The 23,488-nt window shown below is 32.1% G+C and carries 22 protein-coding genes; 14 read left to right on the top strand and 8 right to left on the bottom strand.

Annotated elements, in window-relative coordinates; translation table 11 throughout:
- Positions 1-129 precede the first annotated feature (129 nt).
- The 8 genes from ACSIGC_RS06835 to ACSIGC_RS06800 all read right to left on the bottom strand — a co-directional run bounded on the left by ACSIGC_RS06835 (position 130) and on the right by ACSIGC_RS06800 (position 7,318).
- Positions 130-921, bottom strand: coding sequence for a hypothetical protein (locus ACSIGC_RS06835; RefSeq protein WP_442267385.1), 792 nt, complete (start codon positions 919-921; stop codon positions 130-132).
- Between the two features lie 408 nt (positions 922-1,329).
- On the bottom strand, positions 1,330-1,860 hold the full coding sequence (locus ACSIGC_RS06830) for a hypothetical protein (RefSeq protein WP_442267384.1): 531 nt from the start codon (positions 1,858-1,860) through the stop codon (positions 1,330-1,332).
- A 183-nt stretch (positions 1,861-2,043) separates the two neighbouring features.
- Complete coding sequence (locus tag ACSIGC_RS06825) at positions 2,044-2,775, bottom strand: nitroreductase family protein (protein ID WP_442267383.1); 732 nt, start codon at positions 2,773-2,775, stop codon at positions 2,044-2,046.
- 4 nt (positions 2,776-2,779) lie between these two features.
- Positions 2,780-4,174: an aldehyde dehydrogenase gene (locus tag ACSIGC_RS06820; protein ID WP_442267382.1), complete on the bottom strand. Its 1,395-nt coding sequence runs from the start codon at positions 4,172-4,174 to the stop codon at positions 2,780-2,782.
- A 3-nt stretch (positions 4,175-4,177) separates the two neighbouring features.
- Positions 4,178-5,206, bottom strand: coding sequence for an alkane 1-monooxygenase (locus ACSIGC_RS06815; protein ID WP_442267381.1), 1,029 nt, complete (start codon positions 5,204-5,206; stop codon positions 4,178-4,180).
- 33 nt (positions 5,207-5,239) lie between these two features.
- On the bottom strand, positions 5,240-5,929 hold the full coding sequence (locus ACSIGC_RS06810; protein ID WP_442267380.1) for an RluA family pseudouridine synthase: 690 nt from the start codon (positions 5,927-5,929) through the stop codon (positions 5,240-5,242).
- 9 nt (positions 5,930-5,938) lie between these two features.
- Positions 5,939-6,550, bottom strand: coding sequence for a ribosome biogenesis GTP-binding protein YihA/YsxC (gene yihA / locus ACSIGC_RS06805; RefSeq protein WP_442267379.1), 612 nt, complete (start codon positions 6,548-6,550; stop codon positions 5,939-5,941).
- 3 nt (positions 6,551-6,553) lie between these two features.
- Positions 6,554-7,318 (bottom strand): alpha/beta fold hydrolase, encoded by a 765-nt coding sequence (locus ACSIGC_RS06800; protein WP_442267378.1) that lies wholly within the window; start codon positions 7,316-7,318, stop codon positions 6,554-6,556.
- Between the two features lie 201 nt (positions 7,319-7,519).
- Here ACSIGC_RS06800 and mraZ point away from each other — a divergent pair, with 201 nt between their 5' ends.
- The 14 genes from mraZ to ACSIGC_RS06730 all read left to right on the top strand — a co-directional run bounded on the left by mraZ (position 7,520) and on the right by ACSIGC_RS06730 (position 23,408).
- Positions 7,520-7,981, top strand: coding sequence for a division/cell wall cluster transcriptional repressor MraZ (gene mraZ, locus ACSIGC_RS06795; protein WP_442267377.1), 462 nt, complete (start codon positions 7,520-7,522; stop codon positions 7,979-7,981).
- Entirely contained in the window at positions 7,974-8,873 is a 900-nt protein-coding gene (gene rsmH, locus ACSIGC_RS06790; protein WP_442267376.1) for a 16S rRNA (cytosine(1402)-N(4))-methyltransferase RsmH, read from the top strand. The genes mraZ and rsmH overlap by 8 nt, the downstream gene beginning before the upstream one ends.
- A 2-nt stretch (positions 8,874-8,875) precedes the next feature.
- Positions 8,876-9,199 carry an FtsL-like putative cell division protein gene (locus tag ACSIGC_RS06785; protein ID WP_442267375.1) on the top strand — a complete coding sequence of 108 codons (324 nt, stop codon included), beginning with the start codon at positions 8,876-8,878 and terminating at the stop codon, positions 9,197-9,199.
- A 65-nt stretch (positions 9,200-9,264) separates the two neighbouring features.
- Positions 9,265-11,226: a penicillin-binding protein gene (locus ACSIGC_RS06780; protein WP_442267751.1), complete on the top strand. Its 1,962-nt coding sequence runs from the start codon at positions 9,265-9,267 to the stop codon at positions 11,224-11,226.
- Complete coding sequence (locus ACSIGC_RS06775; RefSeq protein ID WP_442267374.1) at positions 11,227-12,693, top strand: UDP-N-acetylmuramoyl-L-alanyl-D-glutamate--2,6-diaminopimelate ligase; 1,467 nt, start codon at positions 11,227-11,229, stop codon at positions 12,691-12,693. It begins immediately after the preceding gene.
- Between the two features lie 3 nt (positions 12,694-12,696).
- Complete coding sequence (mraY, locus tag ACSIGC_RS06770; RefSeq protein ID WP_442267373.1) at positions 12,697-13,923, top strand: phospho-N-acetylmuramoyl-pentapeptide-transferase; 1,227 nt, start codon at positions 12,697-12,699, stop codon at positions 13,921-13,923.
- Positions 13,923-15,257, top strand: coding sequence for a UDP-N-acetylmuramoyl-L-alanine--D-glutamate ligase (gene murD, locus ACSIGC_RS06765; RefSeq protein WP_442267372.1), 1,335 nt, complete (start codon positions 13,923-13,925; stop codon positions 15,255-15,257). Before mraY ends, murD begins: the two co-directional genes overlap by 1 nt.
- Before the next feature lie 4 nt (positions 15,258-15,261).
- Complete coding sequence (locus ACSIGC_RS06760) at positions 15,262-16,452, top strand: FtsW/RodA/SpoVE family cell cycle protein (RefSeq protein ID WP_442267371.1); 1,191 nt, start codon at positions 15,262-15,264, stop codon at positions 16,450-16,452.
- A gap of 12 nt (positions 16,453-16,464) precedes the next feature.
- Positions 16,465-17,553, top strand: a complete 1,089-nt coding sequence (gene murG, locus ACSIGC_RS06755; protein ID WP_442267370.1) for an undecaprenyldiphospho-muramoylpentapeptide beta-N-acetylglucosaminyltransferase — start codon at positions 16,465-16,467, stop codon at positions 17,551-17,553.
- A complete protein-coding gene (gene murC, locus ACSIGC_RS06750) occupies positions 17,553-18,899 on the top strand; it encodes a UDP-N-acetylmuramate--L-alanine ligase (RefSeq protein ID WP_442267369.1) in 1,347 nt (448 codons plus the stop codon). Before murG ends, murC begins: the two co-directional genes overlap by 1 nt.
- Entirely contained in the window at positions 18,899-19,642 is a 744-nt protein-coding gene (locus ACSIGC_RS06745; RefSeq protein ID WP_442267368.1) for a cell division protein FtsQ/DivIB, read from the top strand. The genes murC and ACSIGC_RS06745 overlap by 1 nt, the downstream gene beginning before the upstream one ends.
- Positions 19,629-20,975 (top strand): cell division protein FtsA, encoded by a 1,347-nt coding sequence (gene ftsA / locus ACSIGC_RS06740; protein ID WP_442267367.1) that lies wholly within the window; start codon positions 19,629-19,631, stop codon positions 20,973-20,975. Before ACSIGC_RS06745 ends, ftsA begins: the two co-directional genes overlap by 14 nt.
- Positions 20,976-21,024: 49 nt before the next feature.
- The gene (ftsZ, locus tag ACSIGC_RS06735) at positions 21,025-22,884 is read left to right on the top strand and encodes a cell division protein FtsZ (RefSeq protein ID WP_442267366.1); all 1,860 of its coding nucleotides are present in this window, start codon (positions 21,025-21,027) and stop codon (positions 22,882-22,884) included.
- A gap of 77 nt (positions 22,885-22,961) precedes the next feature.
- A complete protein-coding gene (locus ACSIGC_RS06730; protein ID WP_442267365.1) occupies positions 22,962-23,408 on the top strand; it encodes a GatB/YqeY domain-containing protein in 447 nt (148 codons plus the stop codon).
- The last annotated feature ends 80 nt before the right edge of the window (positions 23,409-23,488 follow it).

Here is a 23,488-nt window from a genome sequence, read left to right as displayed (position 1 = left end):
GTTTTGTGTATGTTTCAGGTGCGTGGTTCAAACTCTAATTTAGCAAATAATTACTGAATTGAAAATTCGCGAGGATTTTTCCAAGTAGGAAAGAAACAAGCAATTGAATATACACGTTGTTAGCACCTGTTATTTTTCATAATATTCAATTTTCCTTTCTTTTCTAATCTTGTCACTTTCAGATTTCACCCAATTTTTTTCTAAATCTAGTTCGTACTTATAATTTTCAGTTTCTGTTATTTTTCCTTCGTAATATTTTTCCTTTTTAATAATATTTCCTTCGCTATTATGATACAAGATTTCTCCAAATTCAGTTTTTGGAAAATGACTTTTTTTAAATACTCTCTTTTTATTTTGTTTAGGATAAATTTTTATTTCAGTTGTTATATCTGGATTTCCTCTTAAAAACTCCTTTGTTATTGTTGTTAAACTATCAGGATAATAGAATTTAAAAGTTCTCAAACCGTCAGAATTCACATACTTAAAATTTTTTTCAATGATTTTTCCAGAAGAATCTATTTTAAAATTAGTTAAGCAATGAAGTTTGTTCTCATAATATTCTTCTTTTTTTAATAAACCAAGATTATTATAAATGTACAAATTCGTATTAGTTGTATCTCCGTCTGAAATTATTATTTCTTTTTCTAACTTATTTTTCTTGTTGTATTCATAAATTGTTTCTCCATATGATAAATTTGGCTCAAAACGGAATTTACTTTTTTCTATAAATCCGTCTTTTCTATAGGTTTTCAATTCTACTGATTTTAGCGTGTCATTTTTAAAAGTTTTTATCTCAACACTTTTTACTTTTCCAAATAATTTATTTTCAATAAATCCCGAATTCGTATTTTCAGTTTTTTTATTGCAAGAGTATAATACCCCAAATAAAAGTAGAAACTTTATTAAAAAACTCGATTTCATAATTGGTGCTAACGTTTTATGTGTATGTTTTTTTGCGCTTTTTCTGTAAATTTAATAAAAAAGCTTTGAGTTGGGAATAATATGATTTAGTTTAAAAAAGTTAGTATTCCGCAACTAAATATACACACTGTTATTTGCTGGCTCTTTATTAGTTGAAAAATAAGGACTACATATTTTCAATAGCGATTATTTAAAGATGTTCTTTTATGTCGAGGTTTGTCTAAGCGCGGACTTTACTAAATAAATTGACTGTTTTGTATTTAAGTCGCCATTATGATAAATAATGCTGCTTGCATATAACGGTTAGTATAAGAATAGTAGCCGATTCCGTAGCACTTTCTTTTCAAACTGCACAAAAGTTGAAGCGGGCTACGGCTATTGAATTTACTACTGACTCAGCTATTATTTTTATACATTGTTAGGTGCTTTTATTAAATTTTCCAATTGATTCACAATAGCTTCTTGTAGATATTTTTCAACGTCCTGTCTTATTAAGAGCAACTTCTTTAAATCGCCTTGATTTACTAAATCACCATATAGAGAACCTACAAGTAAATTACTTTCTTCCTTTTCTTGCTTAATCAACCTTTCAACAGTCTCTAAATACGTTTGGCTAAACAATGGCTTTGCTTTAAAGTAAACACTAATCAACCTATGGTATCTGTCAGTTTGTTCTGAAACGACTTTAGCAAGTAATTCTTGACTCTGCACATATTTACCACCCTCTTCTTGCTCTAAGTAATTATAACTAATAGCTGGCAATTCATTCAACTCAATATTTATATTATATAGACTCGTATATCTAAATGCTTGAATTGAATTATTTACTTTAAATTCTTCTATTGATTTTAACCTTTTATTTGTGTTATTAGAAGTTATCAATCCGAAAACAGACGTAAAGATTGAAGCAACAACTCCAGAAGTCAATATTATAGTCAATGTACTTGTTTCCATAACCTCTAATTTAATTCTTATCAATCGTTCTAATTGCACCTAACGTTTGTATATACTTAAATGCAGTATATCTGTATTTATATTGTTTTTGTTTAAATCTCTGTTTTTTAGTGTTTTATATGTGTTTTTTTGACTGGATTACTTCTTTGTTTTTGCAAGGAAAATATTTTATATTTCTTTATAGATTTCATTAAAAGGAATTCTAAATCGTTTTCCGTAAACGCCTTCTGGTTTTCTTATTCCACAAGAAATAATCATATTTATTTCAGCTCCTAAAGGTAATCCTAAAACTTTTTTAACACGCCAAGTGTCTGATCCTTCCATTGGACAAGTGTCGTATCCTTCTCCTGCCATACTTAGCATAAATGTTTGTGCTGCTAATCCAGCACTTTTATGAGCTATCAAGCGTATGTCTTTACTTCTTACTTCTCTATAAATAGGTTTAAATAATCCAGTTATTAAAACAGTCAAATACTTAAAGAAACCAAAAATACCTAAAAAGTCATTGTAAACAAAAGGGATGAGTTTTTTGTAGTAGTTTTTTGCGAATTTTTCTCTGCTAGATTGTTCTGCCTTAGGTTTTGAAGGATATACTTTGTCTAAATATTCCAAATTAGCTTTAGCTCTTTTTTTCCATAAGTCTTTGCGTACTGTTACAATAACAAGTTGCTGAGCTGTTTTGGCTGCGTTTTGATTAAAACATAAAGGAATCATTTTATCAATTATAGATTGAGATGTAACATGGTAAAATTCCCATAATTGCATATTGCTGCTATTTGGTGCTAAAACTGCATGTTCAATACATTTTTTTACAATTTCAGTTTCAATTTTTTGCTCGTTATCATAAACACGAACAGATCTTCGGTACTTAATAGCTTCATTAACGGTTTTCTTGCTCATGCTTTTATCCGAATTTTAGTAAGGTTTTTAATTGTTTTAATTTTCCTTTATATGGAGCATATCTAGTAGGTACATCTAGCCAATTTCCTCTAGTAACAACTCCTTTTTTATGGCAAAAAGTTTCAAATGTGCGTTTTCCATGGTATCCGCCAATTCCACTTTCACCTACACCTCCAAAAGGTAAATTATGATTGGCAAAATGAACGGTAGTATCATTAATTGTCCCTCCACCAAATGAATATTGTTGAATTAGTTTCTTAGCAAAGGATTTTTTGTTGGTAAATACATAAAATGCAAGTGGCTTATCATAACTGCTAATAATTTGATCTAATTCTTTTTCGTTCTCATAAGAAATAAGTGGTAAAATCGGGCCAAAAATTTCACTTTGCATTACTTCACTATCTAATTTCGGTTCGTCAATTAGAGTAGGAGCTATATATCTGTCATCTCGATTTGTTTTTCCTCCTGTTAAGAAAACTTCACCCTGAAGCATTTGGTTTAATCGATCAAAATTTTTGGTATTTACAATTCTTGGGAAATCTTCTGAAAGTTCTGGGTTTTCTCCATATGCTTTTTTAATTTCTTCTTTAAATTCTTTTACAAATTGCTCTTTTACTTTTTTCTGGATTAATAAGTAATCTGGAGCAATACATGTTTGTCCTCCATTTAAAAACTTTCCCCAAACTATTCGTTTTGCAGCAAGTTTTATTTTTGCAGTTTCATCTACTATACATGGACTTTTTCCTCCAAGTTCTAAAGTAACTGGAGTTATATATTCGGCAGCAGCTTTTGCAACAATTTTTCCTACAGGTACGCTTCCTGTAAAGAAAATATAATCCCAACGTTGAGCTAAAAGTTCCTGAGATTCAGGAATTCCTCCTTCAATTACAGCTACATGTTTTTTATCAAACACAGTTTCTATAATTTCTTTACAAATTGTGCTTGTATGTGGTGTGAGTTCAGATGGTTTTAAAACAACAGTGTTTCCCGCTGCAATTGCACCAACTAAAGGAGCAAAAGCTAATTGATATGGGTAATTCCATGGAGCTATAATTAATACAGTTCCATAAGGTTCTGAATGAATTTTTGCTGATGAAGGGAAATTTAAAATCGAAGGAAAAACACGTTTGGGTTTTGCCCAAGATTTTATGTTTTTTATCATCATTTTTAATTCGGAAATAACAATACTAGTTTCTGTCATTACACCTTCATATTCCGATTTTTTAAAATCATTATATAAAGCTTTTAAGATGTCATTTTCACGTTTCGTGATTTCCTTAAGTAACTTTTGTAAACTCTTTTTTCTGAAAGAAATATCTTTTGTTTGTTGAGTTGCAAAAAAACGACGTTGTTTCTGAATAATTTCAGGAATTGCTTCAGTAGTTACTGTATCGATCATAAATTATATTTCTTGTAGTTTTTTATTCATTAATTTGAACCAAATTGGCGGAATAAGTGATAAAAGCATCATTCCTGGGTAGCCTGTTGGCATTTGTGGACTTTCTGGAAGTGATTTTAAAATTTGATAATGTTTACTTCCGTTATAATGATGGTCTGAGTGTCTTGATAAATTAAATAAAACTAGTTTTCCAATAACGTGATTAGAATTCCATGAATGTGTATGCTTAACACGTTCATATCGACCAAATTTATTTTTCTCGCGTAATAATCCGTAATGTTCTATGTAATTTACAGTTTCTAATAATAAAATTCCAATTGTGGCTGCTGCTAAAAAATACAGCATTACTATAAATCCAAAGAAAAAATAAATAGAACAGAGTAGAATTATATGTGCAGCTGTATAAATAATCATTCTGTTTTGGTAATGAAACCAAGTTCTGTCAGATGTTTTTAAGCGTCTGTTTTCAATTTTCCAAGCTTCTATGTAGCTCATAATTTGAGATCTTACCCAAAAAACATATAATAATTCATTTTTTTTAGCTGTAGCAGCATCTTCAGGTGTAGCTACGTTGAAATGATGACCAGCATTGTGGTAAGGGAGAAAGTGAGTTTCTAATGAAGTCAACAATAAAATTTCACCTAATAACTGTTCTAAACGATTCTTTCTATGTCCTAATTCATGTCCAACATTAACTCCTACAACGCCACACATTATTCCCATAGCAGAGATTCTGCCAATTAAATCAATTGTATCTGAAGTGTCTTGGATTACGAATAAAAACCACACTAAAAAAAAGATTTGTGTTGGTAGTGTTAAGTATAAAATTAAAGAATAAAGCTTATTATTTTTTTCTATTTCTTCTTGTTCTTTGCTAAAATTTACAGCATCAACCTTTAAGAAAAAATCAGCAAGAGGTACAATTCCAAAAACATAAATTAATGTCAGAAAAGTAATCCATCCAGTAGATGTGAAAGAGATATAAACAGTTAAAGGAACTGAGAATACCATTAAATATTTTAAAGATTTCATGATGTATAGAGGAATTTGTACTAAATATACAAATTAGTTACAAGCATCCCAAATGCTATCATTGGTTGGGGTAGGGGCGTTAATTGTAATTTCTTCTTTGTTTACAGGATGTGTAAACTGAATTTTTTTAGCGTGTAAATGGATGCTTCCGTTTTTGTTGCTTCTTGGGAATCCGTATTTTAAGTCGCCTTTTATAGGGTGTCCGATATTGGAAAGTTGACATCTAATTTGATGATGCCTACCAGTTTCTAAATCAATTTCTAATAAAGAATAACGATCGAGTTTTCTTAACACAGTATAATGTAAAACAGCTTTTTTACTTCCAGAAATTTCATTTTTGTATGCTTTAGATTTGTTGTTTTTAGGGTTTTTCTTCAGGAAGTTTATTAAGGTGTTTTGATTGTTGGTTAGATGTCCTTTTACAACTGCCCAATATGTTTTTTGGATTTGCTTTTCTCGAAGCATTTTATTTAAACGCTCTAAAGCTTTAGAAGTTCGGGCAAAAATTACAATTCCAGAAGTGGGTCTATCAAGTCTATGAACAGTTCCTAAGAATACATTTCCTGGTTTGCTGTATTTTTCTTTGATATATTCTTTTACAACATCACTTAAAGGTTTGTCTCCAGTTTTGTCACCTTGTACAATGTCACCAGATCTTTTATTGATAATAATGATATGGTTGTCTTCGTGAAGAACTTGAAGATTGTCTTTTGTAGAATGCATCAGATTATTTTATTTAAAATCGTCAGCTACATCTTTGTTTACTTGATCAATAAAATTTAAAACTTCCTCTCTTCCAAGTTTACTACTTGATGAAGTTAAAAAATTGACAGGTAAACTTTCCCAATGTTGAAGTAATTTTCTTTTATAAGAAAGTAGTTGCTTGTTTAATTTAGAACTAGGTAATTTATCTGCTTTGGTGAAGATAATAGCAAAAGGAATACTGTTTTCTCCAAGGAAACGCATGAATTCTAAATCTATTTTTTGAGGGTCATGTCTGCTATCAACTAATACAAAAGCACAAACTAACTGTTCTCTTTCTTTAAAGTAGTTTTCAATAAAATATTGAAAAATTGTTCTTTTTTTCTTTGAAACTTTAGCGTAACCATAACCTGGTAGATCAACTAAAAACCATTCGTCGTTTATTTTGAAGTGGTTTATAAGTTGGGTTTTTCCTGGTGTTCCAGAGGTTTTGGCTAATTTTTTTCGCTCCATTAACATGTTAATTAATGAAGATTTACCAACATTAGAACGGCCAATAAAAGCGTATTCTGGGATGCTGTCTTTTGGTGCATTTGTAACATTACTGTTACTCATTACAAACTCAGCAGATTTTATTTTCATCGCTTATATATTTCGTTCTTTAAACCAGTTTTCTAAAATTTCATTAAACTCTTCTGGGTGTTCCATCATGGCTGCATGTCCACATTTATCAACCCAAAATAAATCACTATCAGGTAAAAGTCTATGGAAGTCTTCTGCTACGTCTGGTGGAGTAACGGTGTCGTTTTTTCCCCAAATCAAACAAGTTGGCTGTTCCATGTTTGGTAAGTCGTTAGCCATATTATGACGAACTGCACTTTTTGCAATTGCTAATGTTTTAACAAGAGTATTTCTATCGTTAATAACATCATAAACTTGATCAACTAATTCTTCTGTTGCGATAGATTTATCGTAAAAAACTTCTTGTGTTTTTGTTCTAACAAAGCCCTTGTCGCCTCTTCTAGGGTAATTATTACCTAGAGAGTTTTCATACAATCCAGAACTACCTGTTAAAACTAAAGCAGTAACATCTTGTGGGTAATGTTTTATATAGTATAAAGCAATGTGTCCACCAAGAGAATTACCTAACAATACAACGTCCTTTAAGTTTTTATACTCAATAAAATCGTGTAAAAATTTCGCTAAATTTTTAACATTAGTTTTTATAATAGGTAATGTGTATAGAGGTAATTCAGGAATTAAAACCTTGTAACCTCTTTCGGAAAAATGATTAAAAGTATGATTAAAATTACTTAGAGCACCCATTAAACCATGCAAAACAATGATAGGCCTTCCTTCACCGGCTTCTGCATAAGTAAATTTATCTTCTTTCTTTAAAAAATCAGTCATTAGCGAACATTTGGCTAATCGCAAAAATAAACCTTTTTTGTTACAAGTCAATTTTCTTTTTTCTGAGTGGTTATTAATGCAGCTGTATTCTTAAAATGTGTATGGTTTTATTTAAAGTGGTATAAGTTATTAACAATGTGGTAAAATGTGGTAAAATGTGGTAAAAAATTTATATTTTTGAATATTACTTTATAAATAAATGTGGTAAATCTTATTGGAACATATGAGTGTAAAGCTGATGCTAAAGGTCGGCTTATGTTGGCTTCTGGTTTAAAAAAGCAGTTGTCGCCTGTGTTGCAAGAAGGTTTTGTGATTAAGCGTTCTGTGTTTCAGGCTTGTTTGGAGTTGTATCCAATGCAAGAATGGAATGTAATGATGAATAAAATCAATAAGCTAAATCGATTTGTGAAAAAAAATAATGATTTCATAAGAAGATTTACAGCTGGTGTAAAGATTGTGGAAGTTGATGCTACGGGTAGGGTTTTAATTCCGAAAGATTTGTTAGTGTTTGCGGGTATTAAAAAAGAAGTGGTTTTTTCTAGTGCGGTGAACATTATTGAGATTTGGGATAAAGAGAAGTATGAGAGTGTGATTGAGGATTCAGTCTTGGATTTTGGAGATTTAGCGGAAGAAGTAATGGGAAATATAGATATAGATGAATAGTTATCACGAGTCGGTGTTGTTGAAAGAGAGTGTTGATGCTCTTAATATAAAGGAAGATGGTGTTTATGTGGATGTCACTTTTGGTGGAGGTGGGCATTCTAAAGAGATATTAAAACGCTTAGGTGAGAATGGGAGGTTGTTTGGTTTTGATCAGGATGCTGATGCGACTAGGAATTTAATAGATGATGATAGGTTTGTTTTGATTGAAGAGAACTTCAGGTATATAAGTCGTTTTTTAAGGTTTTATGGAGTGAAGAAAGTGGATGGTGTTTTGGCAGATCTTGGTGTTTCGTCTCATCAGTTTGATGAAGCTGAAAGAGGTTTTTCTACGAGGTATGATGGGGAATTGGATATGAGGATGGATCAAACTGCGAAAATTTCAGCGAAGGAGGTTGTGAATGATTACGAGGAGTCTAAGCTTGCGGATGTTTTGTATTATTATGGTGAGTTGAGGAATGCTAGGGCTATTGCAAAAACTTTGGTAGCTTCTAGAGTTAGTAAAAAGATAGAAACTAGTTTTGAGTTGAAAGAGGTGTTGAAGCGTTTTTTGCCTAAAATGAAAGAGCATAAGATTTTGGCTCAGATTTATCAGGCAATAAGAATTGAGGTCAATGAAGAATTGGAGGTTTTGAAAGAGTTTTTGAATCAGATCCCTGATTTGCTGAATGATGATGGTAGGTTGAGTGTGATTTCATATCATTCTTTAGAGGATCGTTTAGTGAAGCGTTTTATTAGAACAGGGTTGTTTGAGGGAGAACCGGAGAAAGATTTTTATGGGAATATTAGTGTTCCGTTAAAGAAAGTTGGAAAGTTGATTGTGCCAACAAATGAGGAGATAGCTCAGAATAATAGAGCTAGAAGTGCGAAACTTAGAATAGCAACAAAAGTATAATTATGGCAGAAAGTTCAGGTGGGATATATGATGTGTTACGTGGTAGTTTTTTGACTGATGATTCAGCGGCGAAAAATTGGAAGATTATCATATTTATTGTAGGGCTTTTGTTGGTAATGATATGGAGTGCGCATTCGATAGATGAAAAGGTGGTGAAGATAGCGGAGTTAAATAAGAAGAAAAGGGAGCTTCGGGCGGAATATGTAGATACAAGTAAAATTCTAATGAGAATGAAGTTGGAGAGTGCAATTAGAAAAAAGGTGATTCCTGCAGGTTTAGAGCCTGCGCAAGAGCCACCGCAGAAGATTAAGGTAATAGTAAAGTAAAATATTAAGATTTGTCAGTAGTTAAAAAAAGCATATTAAACAAGTTGTACGTGGTTGCGGTGTTGATGTCGCTTTTTTTGTTGGTTATAGGGGGTAAGGTTTTTGAACTTCAATATGTGAAGGGTGAGCGTTACAAAAAGATGGCGATAGAGAAGAATATTAAAAATGATACTATTGCTGCTAATAGAGGTAATGTTTATGCTTCGGATGGAAATCTTTTAGCGACTTCAGTGTCTAGTTATACAGTTCGAATGGATCCTGTTTCGGTCAGGAAAGGGGATTTCGAAAAGTATATTGCTGCTTTAACTCAAGAACTTTCTAAAATGTTAGGCAAAACTCCTCAGTATTATGAGAAGAAAATCCGTGATGCTAGAAATAGAAAAAATAAATATTTATTGATAGCAAGGGGTTTAGGTTATAATGATTATGCTAAAATGAGGGGTTTTCCAATGTTTAGATTGGGGGTTTATCGTGGTGGTTTTATAGCGGAACAAAAAACGGTGAGGGAACATCCTATTGGTAAGATAGCGGAACGTACAATTGGTTATAATGATCATAGAGGTGGTGCGGGAATAGAAGGTGCGTTTTCTGAATATATGAAAGGAGAGGATGGATGGAGAGTGAAGCAGAAAATAGCTAAGGGACAATGGAAGCCGTTAAGAGATATTAATGAAAAAGAGCCAGAAGATGGTAAGGATGTGATTACTACGATTGATGTTAATATTCAGGATATAACGCATTATGCTTTGTTGAAGCAGTTAGAGTATTTTGAAGCAGATCATGGTTGTGCTGTTGTAATGGAAACTGCAACTGGAGAGATAAAAGCAATATCAAACCTAGGAAGGACTTCTAGTGGGAAGTATTATGAAAGAAGGAATTATGCGGTTTGGGAAAGTCATGAGCCTGGTTCAACTTTTAAGTTGGCGAGTTTAATGGCGGCTTTAGAGGATAATGTTGTAGATACTGCTGATGTTATAGATACCGAAAAAGGAAGGATTTATATAAATAATAGAAAAGTTGAGGATAGTAATTGGGAAGGTTACGGGAAAATTTCTTTAGCTAGAGTTTTTGAAGTTTCTTCAAATGTTGGTATTGTAAAAGCTATTCAGAAAAACTACGACCATAATCCAAATAAATTTATTAAACGAATTAAGCAATTTGGTTTAGATCAGAAGACGGGTGTGCGAATAGTTGGTGAGGGGAAGCCAATAATTCCGTTGCCAAAAACAGATCGTTGGAATCCGATTGCCTTAGAGTGGATGGCTTGGGGTTATGGTGTTTCTTTGACACCTTTGCAAGTATTAATGTTTTATAATGGCGTGGCGAATAATGGAGAGTTGGTTAAGCCAAGGTTTGTTAAGGAGTTGAAAGTTGGTGGAGAAACTGTAGAGGAATTTGGTAAAATTGTCTTAAAGAAAAGAATTGCAAAACAATCTACTATAAATAAGGTGAAGAAGATTATGGAGAATGTAGTTAAAAAAGGGACTGCAGAAGAGATTTATTCTCCAAATTTTTCAATGGCAGGTAAAACAGGTACGGCAAAAAAATGGATTCCGAGAAAAAAGAATAAAGAAGGGAAATATGAAGGTGGTTATTATTCGAATAAAAAATATGTTGCTTCTTTTGCTGGTTTCTTTCCTGTAGATAAACCTAAATATTCTTGTATAGTTGTTGTGCATGAGCCCGATCCTTTAAAAGGTTATTATGGGGCTAAAGTTGCAGCGCCTGTTTTTAAAGAAATAGCACATAAAATTTATACGTCAACACCTTCAAGTGTGCAAAAGGTAACGGATTCTGTTGTGACGGCTTCTATAAGTAAAGATTACAATAAGTATTATGATGTTATAAACAGGTATAAAACAATTATGCCTAAAGTAGTAGGGATGTCGGCTATGGATGCGATTTCAATTTTAGAAAATATGGGTTTAAAAGTAAATGTTTCTGGAGTTGGAAAAGTAAAAGAACAGTCGATAAACAAGGGAGTAAAAGTTCGAAAAGGAGCAACAGTATATTTAAAACTATCATAATTGAAAATAGTTAAAGACATATTATATAAAGTAGGAGTGAATTCAGTATTTGGAGACACAAATATTGAAATCTCTAATGTGGTTTTTGATAGTAGGAAGGTTGTTGAAAACGATTTATTTGTGGCGCAGCGTGGAGTAAATGTTGATGGTCATAAATTTATAGACAAGGCAATTAATTTAGGTGCAAAAGTTATTGTTTGTGAGGTTTTACCGGAAAATAAAAAAGAGGGAGTTGTTTATGTTGAGGTTGATGACGCAAACAAGGCGTTGGCAAACATTGCGGCAAATTATTATGATAATCCTTCAGGTAAAATTAAATTAATAGGAGTTACAGGAACTAATGGAAAAACCACAGTTACAACGCTGTTGTATCAGTTGTTTAAAAAGTTAGGGTATTGTGCAGGATTGCTTTCTACGGTTAAGATAATGGTAGATGAGGTGGCGTATAAAGCTACACACACAACTCCAGATTCATTAACGATTAACAAATATTTGTCGGAAATGGTGAATCAAGGTGTTGAGTTCTGTTTTATGGAAGTGAGTTCACATGGGATTCATCAGCAGAGAATAGAAGGATTAACTTTTGAGGGAGCTGTGTTTACAAATTTATCTCACGATCATTTAGATTATCATAATTCGTTTGCGGAATACAGAGATGTGAAAAAATCTTTTTTTGACGGTTTGTCTAAAAACGCTTTCGCGCTAACAAATATAGATGACAAGAATGGTAATGTCATGCTTCAGAATACTAAGGCAAGTAAGAAGTCGTATGCGCTTAAAACACTAGCTGATTTTAAGGCGAAGATTTTAGAGAAAAGTTTTTCTGGTTCACTAGTTACTATTAATGGAATTGAAGTTTGGTCAAAACTTATAGGTGATTTTAATACATATAATCTTCTGGCAATTTATGGAGTTAGTGAGTTGTTAGGTTTAGATAAAATAGAGGTTTTACGAGCGATTAGTGAGCTTCAAAGTGTGAGTGGTCGATTTGAATATATCGTATCTAACGATAAAATCACGGCGATAGTAGATTATGCGCATACGCCTGATGCTTTAAAAAATGTCTTAGAAACGATTAATAATATAAGAACGGGTAATGAGCAAGTAATTACTGTTGTGGGTTGTGGTGGAGACAGAGATAAAACAAAGCGCCCTAAAATGGCAAACATTGCTTCTTTATTGAGTAGTCAAGCGATTTTTACTTCAGATAATCCTAGAACAGAAGATCCTCAGGTGATTATAGATGAAATGGAAGTGGGGGTAACTCCAGAAAATTATAGAAAAACAATAGCTATTGTAGATAGAAAGCAAGCGATAAAAACCGCTTGTAAGTTAGCGCAGTCAGGAGATATAATCTTGATCGCAGGAAAAGGACATGAAAATTATCAAGAAGTGAATGGTGAGCGTCATCATTTCGATGATTTGGAAGAAGTGAAACAATGTTTTAATCAACTAAAAAATATATAAAGAATGTTGTATTACCTATTTGAGTATTTAGAAAGTGAATTCAATCTAACGGGAGCAAGTGTGTTTCAATTTATCACATTTCGTTCGGCTGCAGCATTTATATTGTCATTGTTGATTTCTACAATTTTTGGTAAAAGAATTATCAATTTCTTGAGAAGACAGCAGGTTGGTGAAAGTATTAGAGATTTAGGTTTAGATGGGCAAATGCAAAAAAGCGGAACGCCTACAATGGGTGGTGTAATCATCATTATGGCGACGTTAATTCCAGTATTATTGTTAGCTAAGCTTGAAAATATTTATATAATCATTTTACTCATAACAACTGTTTGGATGGGATTCATTGGATTTGCTGATGATTATATAAAAGTCTTCAAAAAAGACAAAGCTGGATTGAAAGGAGTTTTCAAGGTTGTTGGTCAAGTTGGATTAGGACTTATTGTCGGAGCGATTTTATACTTCAATGATGATGTAACTATAAAAGAACAATTGCCACAAGAGCAACAAATAGTTATGGAGAATGGTAAGAAGAAAGTTTTTAGTGATGCACATAAGTCAACTAAAACAACTGTTCCATTCTTAAAAGATAACGAATTAGACTATGCGAAAGCTTTAAGTTTTTTGGGTGAAGGTTATGAAAAATACGCATGGTTAATTTTTATTCCAATTGTTGTTTTTATTGTAACAGGTGTGTCTAACGGAGCAAATTTAACAGATGGTATAGATGGTTTAGCTGCAGGTTCTTCTGCAATTATGGTCGTTACTTTAGCTGTTTTCACATGGGTTTCAGGAAATATAATTTTTGCTGATTATCTAGATGTAATGTATATACCAAATTCTGGTGAAATGACGGTTTTTGTTGCTGCTTTTGCTGGGGCGCTAATAGGTTTTTTATGGTATAATACTTATCCAGCTCAGGTTTTTATGGGTGATACTGGGAGTTTAACAATTGGTGGAATCATAGCGGTGATAGCAATTGCAATTCGTAAAGAACTATTGTTGCCAGTTTTAGCAGGGATTTTTGTTGCTGAAAATCTATCAGTGATTTTACAGGTTTCATATTTCAAATACACGAAGAAAAAATATGGTGAAGGAAGACGAATTTTTAAAATGTCGCCTTTACATCATCACTACCAAAAGTTAAACTATCACGAAAGTAAAATTGTAACTCGATTTTGGATTGTTGGGATTTTACTAGCTGTGTTTACAATAGTAACATTGAAATTAAGATAATGAAAAGATTGGTTGTCTTAGGAGGAGGGGAAAGTGGCGTAGGAACGGCTATTCTAGGGAAGAAAAAAGGTTTTGATGTTTTTGTTTCAGATAAAGGAACAATAGCAAAGAAATATAAAGAAGTTCTTGAATATAATGAGATAGATTTTGAGGAAAATCAGCATACAGAGAGTAAAATTTTTAATGCTGATGTGGTTATGAAAAGTCCTGGTATTCCAGATAAAGTGGCTCTAATTCAAGAGTTATTATCAAAAGGAATTAAAGTGATTTCAGAGATAGAATTTGCAGTAAAATATACAGATGCAACTATAGTTGGAATTACAGGTTCAAATGGAAAAACAACCACAACAATGTTAACGCATCATATTTTAAAAAATGGTGGTTTAAATGTTGGAATGGGAGGAAATATCGGAGACAGTTTTGCAAAGCAAGTTGCAGAGCAAAATTATGAGAATTACGTGTTAGAGTTAAGTAGTTTTCAATTGGATGGAATCGATTCATTCCGTTGTCATATTGCAATGATTACTAACATTACTCCAGATCATCTCGATAGATATGAATATGATTTTAATAAATATATAGCTTCAAAGTTCAGAATAGCAATGAATCAAACGAAAGATGATTTTTTGATTTATGATTCTGATGACGAAGTAATAGTGAATTGGTTGGATAAACATCCTGTTCAATCAAAATTAGTTCCATTTTCAATCACCAAAGAATTGAAATATGGAGCATTTATTAAGGGTGATACAATAATAATTAGAATAAACGAAGAAGAATTTATAATGGATAAATCTTATTTAACGATACAAGGAAAGCACAATACCAAAAACGCAATGGCATCTATGTTGGCATCTAAATTATTACAAGTGCGTAATAATAGGGTTTCAGAAAGTATGTCAAGTTTTGAAGGGGCTGAGCATCGTTTGGAAAAAGTAGTTAAAATTGAAGGAGTTACTTATGTTAATGATAGTAAAGCAACAAATGTAAATGCAACATTTTATGCTCTAGAATGTATGGATGCTCCAACAGTTTGGATTGTAGGAGGTGTAGATAAAGGAAATGATTATACAGACTTATTACCTTTAGTTAGAGAAAAGGTAAAAGGGATTGTGTGTTTAGGTCTAGATAATCACAAGATTATTGAGACATTTCAAAATGTTGTGGATATTATTGTGGAAACAGCGGGAGCTCAAGAAGCAGTAAAAGTGGCTCATAAAATAGCGCAAAAAGGTGATACAGTTTTATTATCTCCAGCATGTGCAAGTTTCGATTTGTTCGAAAATTATGAAGATAGAGGTCGTCAATTTAAAAGTGCAGTAAGAAGTTTGTAAAATATTGAAAACAATATTTAAACATATAAAAGGAGATAGAGCCATTTGGGCTATAGTTGCAGTTTTAGCAATTCTTTCTTTCATGCCTGTATATAGTGCAAGTACAAACTTGGTGTATGTGGTTGGTAATGGATCAACAACAGGACATTTAATTAAACACATTGTACTGCTGCTTATGGGGTTTGGTATTTTATACGGAGTTCATAAAATTCCGTATCGATATTTTAGTGGAGGTTCTGTATTGATGTTACCTATAGTTTTGCTCTTGTTAATAGTTACAATAGCTCAAGGAACAACAATTGGTGGCGCAAATGCAAGTAGGTGGATTCAAATTCCTTTTGTAGGAGTTGGTTTTCAAACTTCAACTCTTGCAGGTCTTGTGGTGTTAGTTTATGTTGCACGTTATTTAGCAAAGAATAAGGAAAAGAAGATTGTTTTTAAAGAAAGTTTATTGCAGTTGTGGTTGCCAATAGGTTTAATATTAATGTTAATATTACCTGCAAACTTTTCTACTACAGCTATTATATTTTCAATGGTAATTATGCTAACTTTTATTGGGGGATATCCAATAAAATATATAGCAAATATTTTAGGGATTGGTGTTGTAGCATTAGGGCTCTTTATTTTGGTGATAAAAGCTTTTCCAGAAGCCATGCCAAACCGACTAGCAACTTGGGAAAGTAGAATTGATGGTTTTTTTAATTCAGAAAATCAACCTGAAAATTATCAAGTTGAAAAAGCTAAAATAGCCATTGCAACAGGAGGTCCTTTTGGGAAAGGAGCTGGTAAAAGTGTGCAGAAAAATTTCTTACCACAGTCTTCTTCGGATTTTATTTATGCAATTATTGTCGAAGAATATGGAATGATGGGAGCATTATTGGTCATTTTTATGTATTTCTTGCTGTTATTCAGGATAATAATAGCTGCAAAAAAAGCGACAACAATTTTTGCAACTTTATTGGTAATTGGCGTAGGTTTGCCGATCATTTTTCAGGCCATTATTAATATGGCTGTAGCAGTAAATTTATTTCCAGTTACTGGGCAAACTTTACCACTAATTAGTAGTGGAGGAACTTCAATTTGGATGACTTGTTTTGCTCTAGGAATGGTCTTAAGTGTTAGTGCTTCGAAGAATGATACAGAAGAATCAATTTTAGATGATAATCCGTTAGATATTTTACATGAAACCATATAAATTTAAGTGACAATGGAAAAATCAATAAATGTAATAATAAGTGGAGGTGGAACAGGAGGTCATATCTATCCTGCAATTGCCATAGCTAACGAAATAAAGTTACGCTATCCAACTGCGCATATTCTATTTATTGGTGCCAAAGGTAAAATGGAAATGGAAAAAGTACCCAAAGCTGGTTATGAAATTAAAGGGTTGTGGATTTCGGGTATTCAAAGAAAATTAACATTACAAAACTTAATGTTTCCATTAAAGCTAATAAGTAGTTTATGGAACGCAAGTAAAATTATAAGAAAATTTAAACCAGATGTTGCAATCGGAACAGGCGGTTTTGCAAGCGGGCCAGCTTTAATGATGGCAAATAGAAAAGGAATTCCTACTGTGATTCAAGAGCAAAATTCTTATCCAGGAATTACCAATAAATTATTAAGTAAAAAAGCAAAAAAAATTTGTGTTGCTTACGATAATTTAGAGCGATTCTTTCCGTTAGATAAAATCGTGAAAACGGGTAATCCTGTACGACAAGATTTGTTGTTGATACATACAAAAAGGGAAGAAGCACAAGAGTTTTTTGGTTTAAATACGGCTAAAAAAACAATCTTAGTTATTGGAGGGAGTTTAGGTGCAAGAAGAATTAATCAATTAATAGCTACTGAACTTGATTTCTTTAAAAAGCAAGAAGTACAAGTAATCTGGCAGTGCGGAAAACTGTATTACGAAGAGTACAAAGAGTACGGAAATGATAGTGTTCAGATTCATCAGTTTTTAAATCGAATGGATTTAGCTTATGCAGCAGCTGATTTTGTAATATCTAGAGCAGGAGCAAGTTCAGTATCTGAATTGTGTATTGTTGGAAAACCTGTATTGTTTATTCCTTCACCAAATGTGGCAGAAGATCATCAAACTAAAAATGCAAAGTCTATTGTAGATAAGCATGGGGCAATAATGTTGCGTGAGAGTGAATTACATACTTTTCCCGTAGTTTTTGAAACATTACTTAGAGATAAAGGCAAGCAAGAAAGTTTAAGTGAAAATATAAAAGAGTTAGCATTACCAAATGCTACAAATCATATAGTAAACGAAATCGAAAGATTAATAAATTAGTGAATTTAAAAGATATACATATTATCTATTTTATAGGAATTGGAGGTATTGGAATGAGTGCCTTGGCTCGCTATTTTCATGCAAATGGAAAACAAGTTGCAGGCTATGATAAAACTCCTTCTCCTATTACTGAGGATTTACAATCTTTAGGAATAGAAATTCATTTTGAAGATGATATCAATCTAATTCCAAAAGAAGTTTTTGTAAAAGAAAATTCACTTGTGGTTTACACACCTGCTATTCCAAAAATACATACAGAGTTGAATTATTTTAAAGATAATGACTTCGAAGTATTGAAAAGAGCAGAGATTTTAGGTAGAATTACGAATGATACTTATTGTTTAGCGGTAGCAGGAACTCATGGGAAAACCACAACTTCTTCAATACTTGGTCATATCATGCAACCTGAAGAAGCTACAGCTTTTTTAGGAGGAATTGCTGAGAATTATAGTTCAAATTTAATTCTAGGAAAAGATAAAATTTCTGTTGTTGAGGCAGATGAGTTTGATCGTTCTTTTTTACACTTATCTCCAAATATTGCGTGTATTACATCTATGGACGCAGATCATTTAGATATATATGGAGAATATCAGGCACTTTTAGATTCTTTTAAAGCATTTTCTAATAAAGTTTCTGAGCAGTTAATCGTTGCAAAAGGATTACCTATTGAAGGTTTAACATATGCTATTGAAGAGGATGCTGATTATGTTGCTTCTAATTTAAGAATAGTAAATGGAGTGTACGTTTTTGATGTTAAAACTCCTAAAAATAATATAAATGATATTGAGTTTTCTTTACCAGGAAGACACAATATTATGAATGCTCTTGCAGCATTAGCTTTAGCTGATGTTTATGGAGTGAGTTTAGATAAAATTAAAGAACAATTAGCTAGTTTTTCTGGAGTACAGCGTCGTTTTGCTTATAAAGTAAGATCAGAAAATTTAGTGCTAATTGATGATTATGCGCATCATCCAACTGAGATCAATGCAGTAGAAAGTGCAGTTCGAGAAATGTATCCAAGTGAAGAAGTTTTAGTGGTTTTTCAGCCGCATTTATTCACTAGAACAAGAGATTTTGTAGATGATTTTGCATTATCGTTATCTAAATTCGATCAAGTCATGTTGCTAGATATTTATCCAGCAAGAGAATTACCAATTGAAGGTGTTACTTCAAAATGGTTATTAGATAAAATTACAGCTGAAAAAAAACAGTTGTTGTCTAAAGAAGAGATGATTAAGCAAATTAAACTGACTAATGCTAAAGTGATAGTAATGTTAGGAGCAGGTGATATTGGTTTAATGGTAAATGAAGTAAAAGATGAGTTAATAAAGGAATACAATTTGTAGTGATTAAAAAAGTAACAAAATATTTTGTATTCATAGGTTTAGTAGCAGGTTTACTAGTCCTGTATAGTTTTACAAAAAAGCGAAATCAACAAAAAGTTGTTGACGCAATTGTTGTAGAATTTAACGAAGGATCTAATCCTTTTTTAACTCACGAGTCGGTTAATAAATTGTTAATACAAAGTCAAGTGACAGTTAAAAACCAACCCAAAAGTATATTAGATTTACATCATCTAGAAAATAGGGTAGCGTCAAATCCATATGTAGAAAAAGCGAGAGTTTTTATAACGCTTGGGGGAGTGTTAAAAACTCATATCACACAAAAAGAGCCTATCGCTAGAGTTATTTCTGATGGCGAGATTTATTATATTGATAAAGAAGGGGTTAAAATTCCGTTGTCGTCAAATTTTTCAGCTCGTGTACCTGTAATAAATGGGAGTAATCTATCTGGTATGTTAGAAGAAATAACGCAGTTAGTACTGTTTATTTCCAAGGATGAATTTCTTCACAAAGAAGTCACAGGAATTCAAGTATTAAACACAAATGAATATAATTTTACAGTCAGAAGTGGAAATTATAGAGTAGAGTTTGGTAAATATGAAGATGTAAATTTGAAATTTAAAAAATTGAAAGCTTTTTATAACAAAGCAATCAAAGATAAAACAATAAATAAGTATAAAACTATAAACCTTAAGTATCACAACCAAGTGGTATGTACAAAAGAAAATCAAGATGGAGAACAATAAAATCGCAGTTGGTTTAGATATTGGTACAACCAAGATTGTTGCCATGATTGGTCGTAAGAACGAATATGATAAAATTGAAGTTCTTGGCATTGGTAAAGCAAAAAGCTTGGGAGTGAAAAGAGGAGTGGTAAATAATATTACACAAACAATTCAGTCGATACAGCAAGCTGTAGATGAAGCAGAAAGTGTGTCAGGACAAAGAATTGATAATGTAGTAGTAGGAATTGCAGGTCAACATATCAGAAGTTTACATCATAGTGATTATATCACCAGAGATAATGCAGATGAAGTTATAAAAGATGAAGATATAGATAATTTAGTTAACCAAGTACATAAATTGGTGATGTTGCCTGGAGAAGAGATTATTCATGTTTTGCCACAAGAATTTAAAGTAGATAGTCAGCCAGATATAAAAGAGCCAATAGGAATGTATGGAGGAAGGCTTGAAGCTAATTTTCACGTTGTTGTAGGACAAGTTTCTTCTATTAGAAATATTGGAAGATGTGTGAAAAGTGCAGGTTTAAACTTATCTGATATCACGTTAGAGCCTTTAGCTTCGGCTTCTGCAGTTTTAAGTCAAGAAGAGAAAGAAGCAGGAGTTGCTTTAATTGATATAGGAGGTGGTACAACAGATTTAGCCATTTTTAAAGATGGGATTATTCGTCATACTGCTGTTATTCCTTTTGGAGGAAATGTAATTACAGAAGATATTAAAGAAGGATGTTCAATAATTGAAAAGCAAGCAGAATTATTAAAAATAAAGTTTGGTTCAGCTTGGCCAGGAGAAAATAAAGAAACTGAAATTGTTTCTATTCCTGGTTTAAGAGGAAGAGAACCTAAAGAAATTACTTTAAAGAATCTTTCAAAAATAATTCACGCTAGAGTTCAAGAAATTATAGAACATGTGTATTTAGAAATTAAAAATTACGGACACGAAACTCAAAAAGGAAAACTAATTGCTGGGATTGTTTTAACAGGTGGCGGATCACAATTAAAACATTTAAGACAATTAGTAGAATATATTACAGGAATGGATACTCGTATTGGATATCCAAATGAACATTTAGCTGGAGGAAGTGATGATGTTTTGTCAAGTCCTTCTTATGCAACAGCTGTTGGATTATTAATGGAAGGTTTAGATAAGTATAATAAAGAGGAACCAGTAGTAGTTGTAAATGAAGAAGAGCCTGAAGTAATTAATGATGAGGGAAATTTGTCTGAACAAGAACCAGAAATTGTTCAACGAGAAGAACTTAAACAAAAAACTAAAGGAAAATCGTTTTTAGAAAAATTTACAGAACGATTTAAAGAGTTTTTAGATAACGCAGAGTAAGGAAAGATAAAGAATATATAGGGATTAATTAACAAAAAGAAGAGTTATTATGAGCGCAGAATTTGATAACATTTCATTTGATATGCCAAAAACACAATCGAATACGATTAAAGTGATTGGTGTAGGTGGGGGAGGAAGCAATGCTGTAAATCACATGTACAGTGAGCAAATTCACGGAGTAGATTTCGTAATTTGTAATACAGATGCACAAGCATTGGAAAACAGTCCAATACCAAATAAAATTCAACTAGGAGCACATTTAACTTCTGGTTTAGGAGCTGGTGCTAACCCAGAAATTGGAGCACAAGCAGCAGCAGAAAGTATACAAGAAATTCAGCAGATGTTAAACACTCAAACAAAAATGGTGTTTATTACTGCTGGTATGGGTGGAGGTACTGGTACTGGTGCTGCACCAATTATAGCAAAAATTGCTAAAGATATGGATATATTAACGGTTGGTATCGTTACTATGCCATTTCAGTTTGAAGGTAGAATGCGCTCAAAGCAAGCTCAAAAAGGAATCGATGAGCTTCGTAAAAATGTAGATTCATTAATAGTAATTAATAATAATAAACTTCGAGAAGTTTACGGAAATTTAGGGTTTAAATCAGGTTTCTCAAAAGCAGACGAAGTATTAGCAACTGCTGCTAAAGGGATAGCAGAAGTAATTACACATCACTATAAACAAAATATCGATTTACATGATGCTAAAACAGTATTAGCGAATAGTGGTACAGCAATAATGGGATCTGCAAAAGAATCAGGAACAAATAGAGCTAAAAATGCGATTGTTAAGGCGTTAGATTCGCCATTATTAAATGATAATAAAATTACAGGAGCTAAAAATGTATTGTTATTAATCGTTTCTGGTACTAATGAAGTTACTTTAGATGAAATTGGAGAAATCAATGATTATATCCAAACAGAAGCAGGTTACGATGCTAACATTATTATGGGAATAGGAGAAGACGAGAGTATAGAAGAAGGTATTTCTGTTACTGTGGTAGCTACAGGATTTGCTCAAGACCAACAAAATACCATTAATAATACAGAAACAAAAAAGATTGTTCATACTTTAGAAGATGAACAGAAAGCCACTTATGAGTTTGATAACAGATCAGTGGTTAAATCTACTCCAATAGATGAGCCTATTGCCTCAACAAATCAAAAAGTAGTTCATGTTTTAGATTTAGAAGATAAAGAAGAACCAAAAAATCAATTAATTCAAACAACAGAAACTATTAATAGTATAGATGTTACTTTTGAGGAGGTGAGTTATAATGCTATCGCAGAAGAAGAGTTTGTAATTACAAATATGACACAAACTCATGTTGAAGAAAAAATAGAAGAAGCGCCAATTCAACAAAATTTATTGTTTGATTTACCATTAAATTCATATGAAGAAGTTAAACCGACTTCAACAATAAAAAATGACTTAATTGAAACTACAAATTCAATTAGGAATATTGAAGTTGAATTTGAGGAAGTTAAACCTAGAATTGAAAAACGTTTTGTATTAGAAGATTTTGATATAAAACCAACTATAGGTAAAAGTTCTACACCTGCTATTGAAGTTGAGGAAGAAGAAGCTTTAAGATTTGAAGTAAGAACTAAGACTGAAAAAGAAGTTGTTGAAGATGATAGTGATGCTTCTCCTTTAAGTTTAACAATTTCTGAGTTACAAAAAAGAGCTCAAGAAAGAAGAGATAAGATGAAAGGTTTTAATTATAAGTTCTCTGACAAAGTGAATAAAAATATTGACGAAATTGAAAAACAACCTGCATATAAAAGGTTAGGAGTAGATTTAGATGTTAATACTAAGATTAGTGAAAAGAAAACACCTTTAAATACAAATAACGATGAATTTTTACGTTCTAATAATTCATTTCTACATGATAATGTAGATTAGTATCTGTAAAATAACAACTAAAAAAAATCCTGAGAAATCAGGATTTTTTTATTATTATATTTGAAAAAAGAAAACTCATGAGTGTACAACAAGAAGTAATGAACAAAATGAAAGAAGCTATGAAATCTAAAGATACTGTAGCTTTAACTGCTTTAAGAGCTTTAAAATCGGCTTTTATGTTAGCTAATACAGAAGCTGGAGCTGGAGAATTATCAGAAGAACAAGAATTAAAAATTATTCAGAAGCAAGTAAAGCAAAGAAAAGATAGTGCAGAAGTTTTTATTAGTCAAAACAGACAAGATTTAGCGGATCCTGAATTAGCAGAAGCTAAAGTTTTAGAGCAATTTTTACCTGAAGCTTTAAGTGAAGATGAAATTGTAAAAGTAGTTGTAGAAGTAATAGTACAAGTAGGAGCAGAAGGAATGAAAGATATGGGGAAAGTAATGGGAGTAGTTTCTAAAAAATTAGCTGGTAAAGCTGATGGAAAAACGATTTCTACAATTGTAAAGCAAAAATTAGCTTAATCAAATAAAGACTTGGATTTCTTTTCAAACGATTTTAAATATCCGTTTTTAAAAATAAATTTTATTGATATCACAATACC

The organism is Tenacibaculum aquaeponti, assembly GCF_052084715.1.
In the GTDB taxonomy this organism is placed as follows: Bacteria; Bacteroidota; Bacteroidia; order Flavobacteriales; family Flavobacteriaceae; genus Polaribacter.
This window is presented reverse-complemented; position numbering and strand designations above follow the sequence as displayed.

Coding starts and splice junctions, on each gene's coding strand:
- ftsZ (WP_442267366.1), top strand. CDS start 21,025: ATGAGCGCAGAATTTGATAACATTTCATTTGATATGCCAAAAACACAA.
- yihA (WP_442267379.1), bottom strand. CDS start 6,550: ATGAAAATAAAATCTGCTGAGTTTGTAATGAGTAACAGTAATGTTACA.
- ACSIGC_RS06730 (WP_442267365.1), top strand. CDS start 22,962: ATGAGTGTACAACAAGAAGTAATGAACAAAATGAAAGAAGCTATGAAA.
- murD (WP_442267372.1), top strand. CDS start 13,923: ATGAAAAGATTGGTTGTCTTAGGAGGAGGGGAAAGTGGCGTAGGAACG.
- ACSIGC_RS06815 (WP_442267381.1), bottom strand. CDS start 5,206: ATGAAATCTTTAAAATATTTAATGGTATTCTCAGTTCCTTTAACTGTT.
- ACSIGC_RS06825 (WP_442267383.1), bottom strand. CDS start 2,775: ATGAGCAAGAAAACCGTTAATGAAGCTATTAAGTACCGAAGATCTGTT.
- rsmH (WP_442267376.1), top strand. CDS start 7,974: ATGAATAGTTATCACGAGTCGGTGTTGTTGAAAGAGAGTGTTGATGCT.
- ACSIGC_RS06785 (WP_442267375.1), top strand. CDS start 8,876: ATGGCAGAAAGTTCAGGTGGGATATATGATGTGTTACGTGGTAGTTTT.
- murG (WP_442267370.1), top strand. CDS start 16,465: ATGGAAAAATCAATAAATGTAATAATAAGTGGAGGTGGAACAGGAGGT.
- ACSIGC_RS06810 (WP_442267380.1), bottom strand. CDS start 5,929: ATGCATTCTACAAAAGACAATCTTCAAGTTCTTCACGAAGACAACCAT.
- ftsA (WP_442267367.1), top strand. CDS start 19,629: ATGGAGAACAATAAAATCGCAGTTGGTTTAGATATTGGTACAACCAAG.
- ACSIGC_RS06780 (WP_442267751.1), top strand. CDS start 9,265: ATGTCGCTTTTTTTGTTGGTTATAGGGGGTAAGGTTTTTGAACTTCAA.
- mraY (WP_442267373.1), top strand. CDS start 12,697: ATGTTGTATTACCTATTTGAGTATTTAGAAAGTGAATTCAATCTAACG.
- ACSIGC_RS06835 (WP_442267385.1), bottom strand. CDS start 921: ATGAAATCGAGTTTTTTAATAAAGTTTCTACTTTTATTTGGGGTATTA.
- ACSIGC_RS06820 (WP_442267382.1), bottom strand. CDS start 4,174: ATGATCGATACAGTAACTACTGAAGCAATTCCTGAAATTATTCAGAAA.
- ACSIGC_RS06800 (WP_442267378.1), bottom strand. CDS start 7,318: ATGACTGATTTTTTAAAGAAAGAAGATAAATTTACTTATGCAGAAGCC.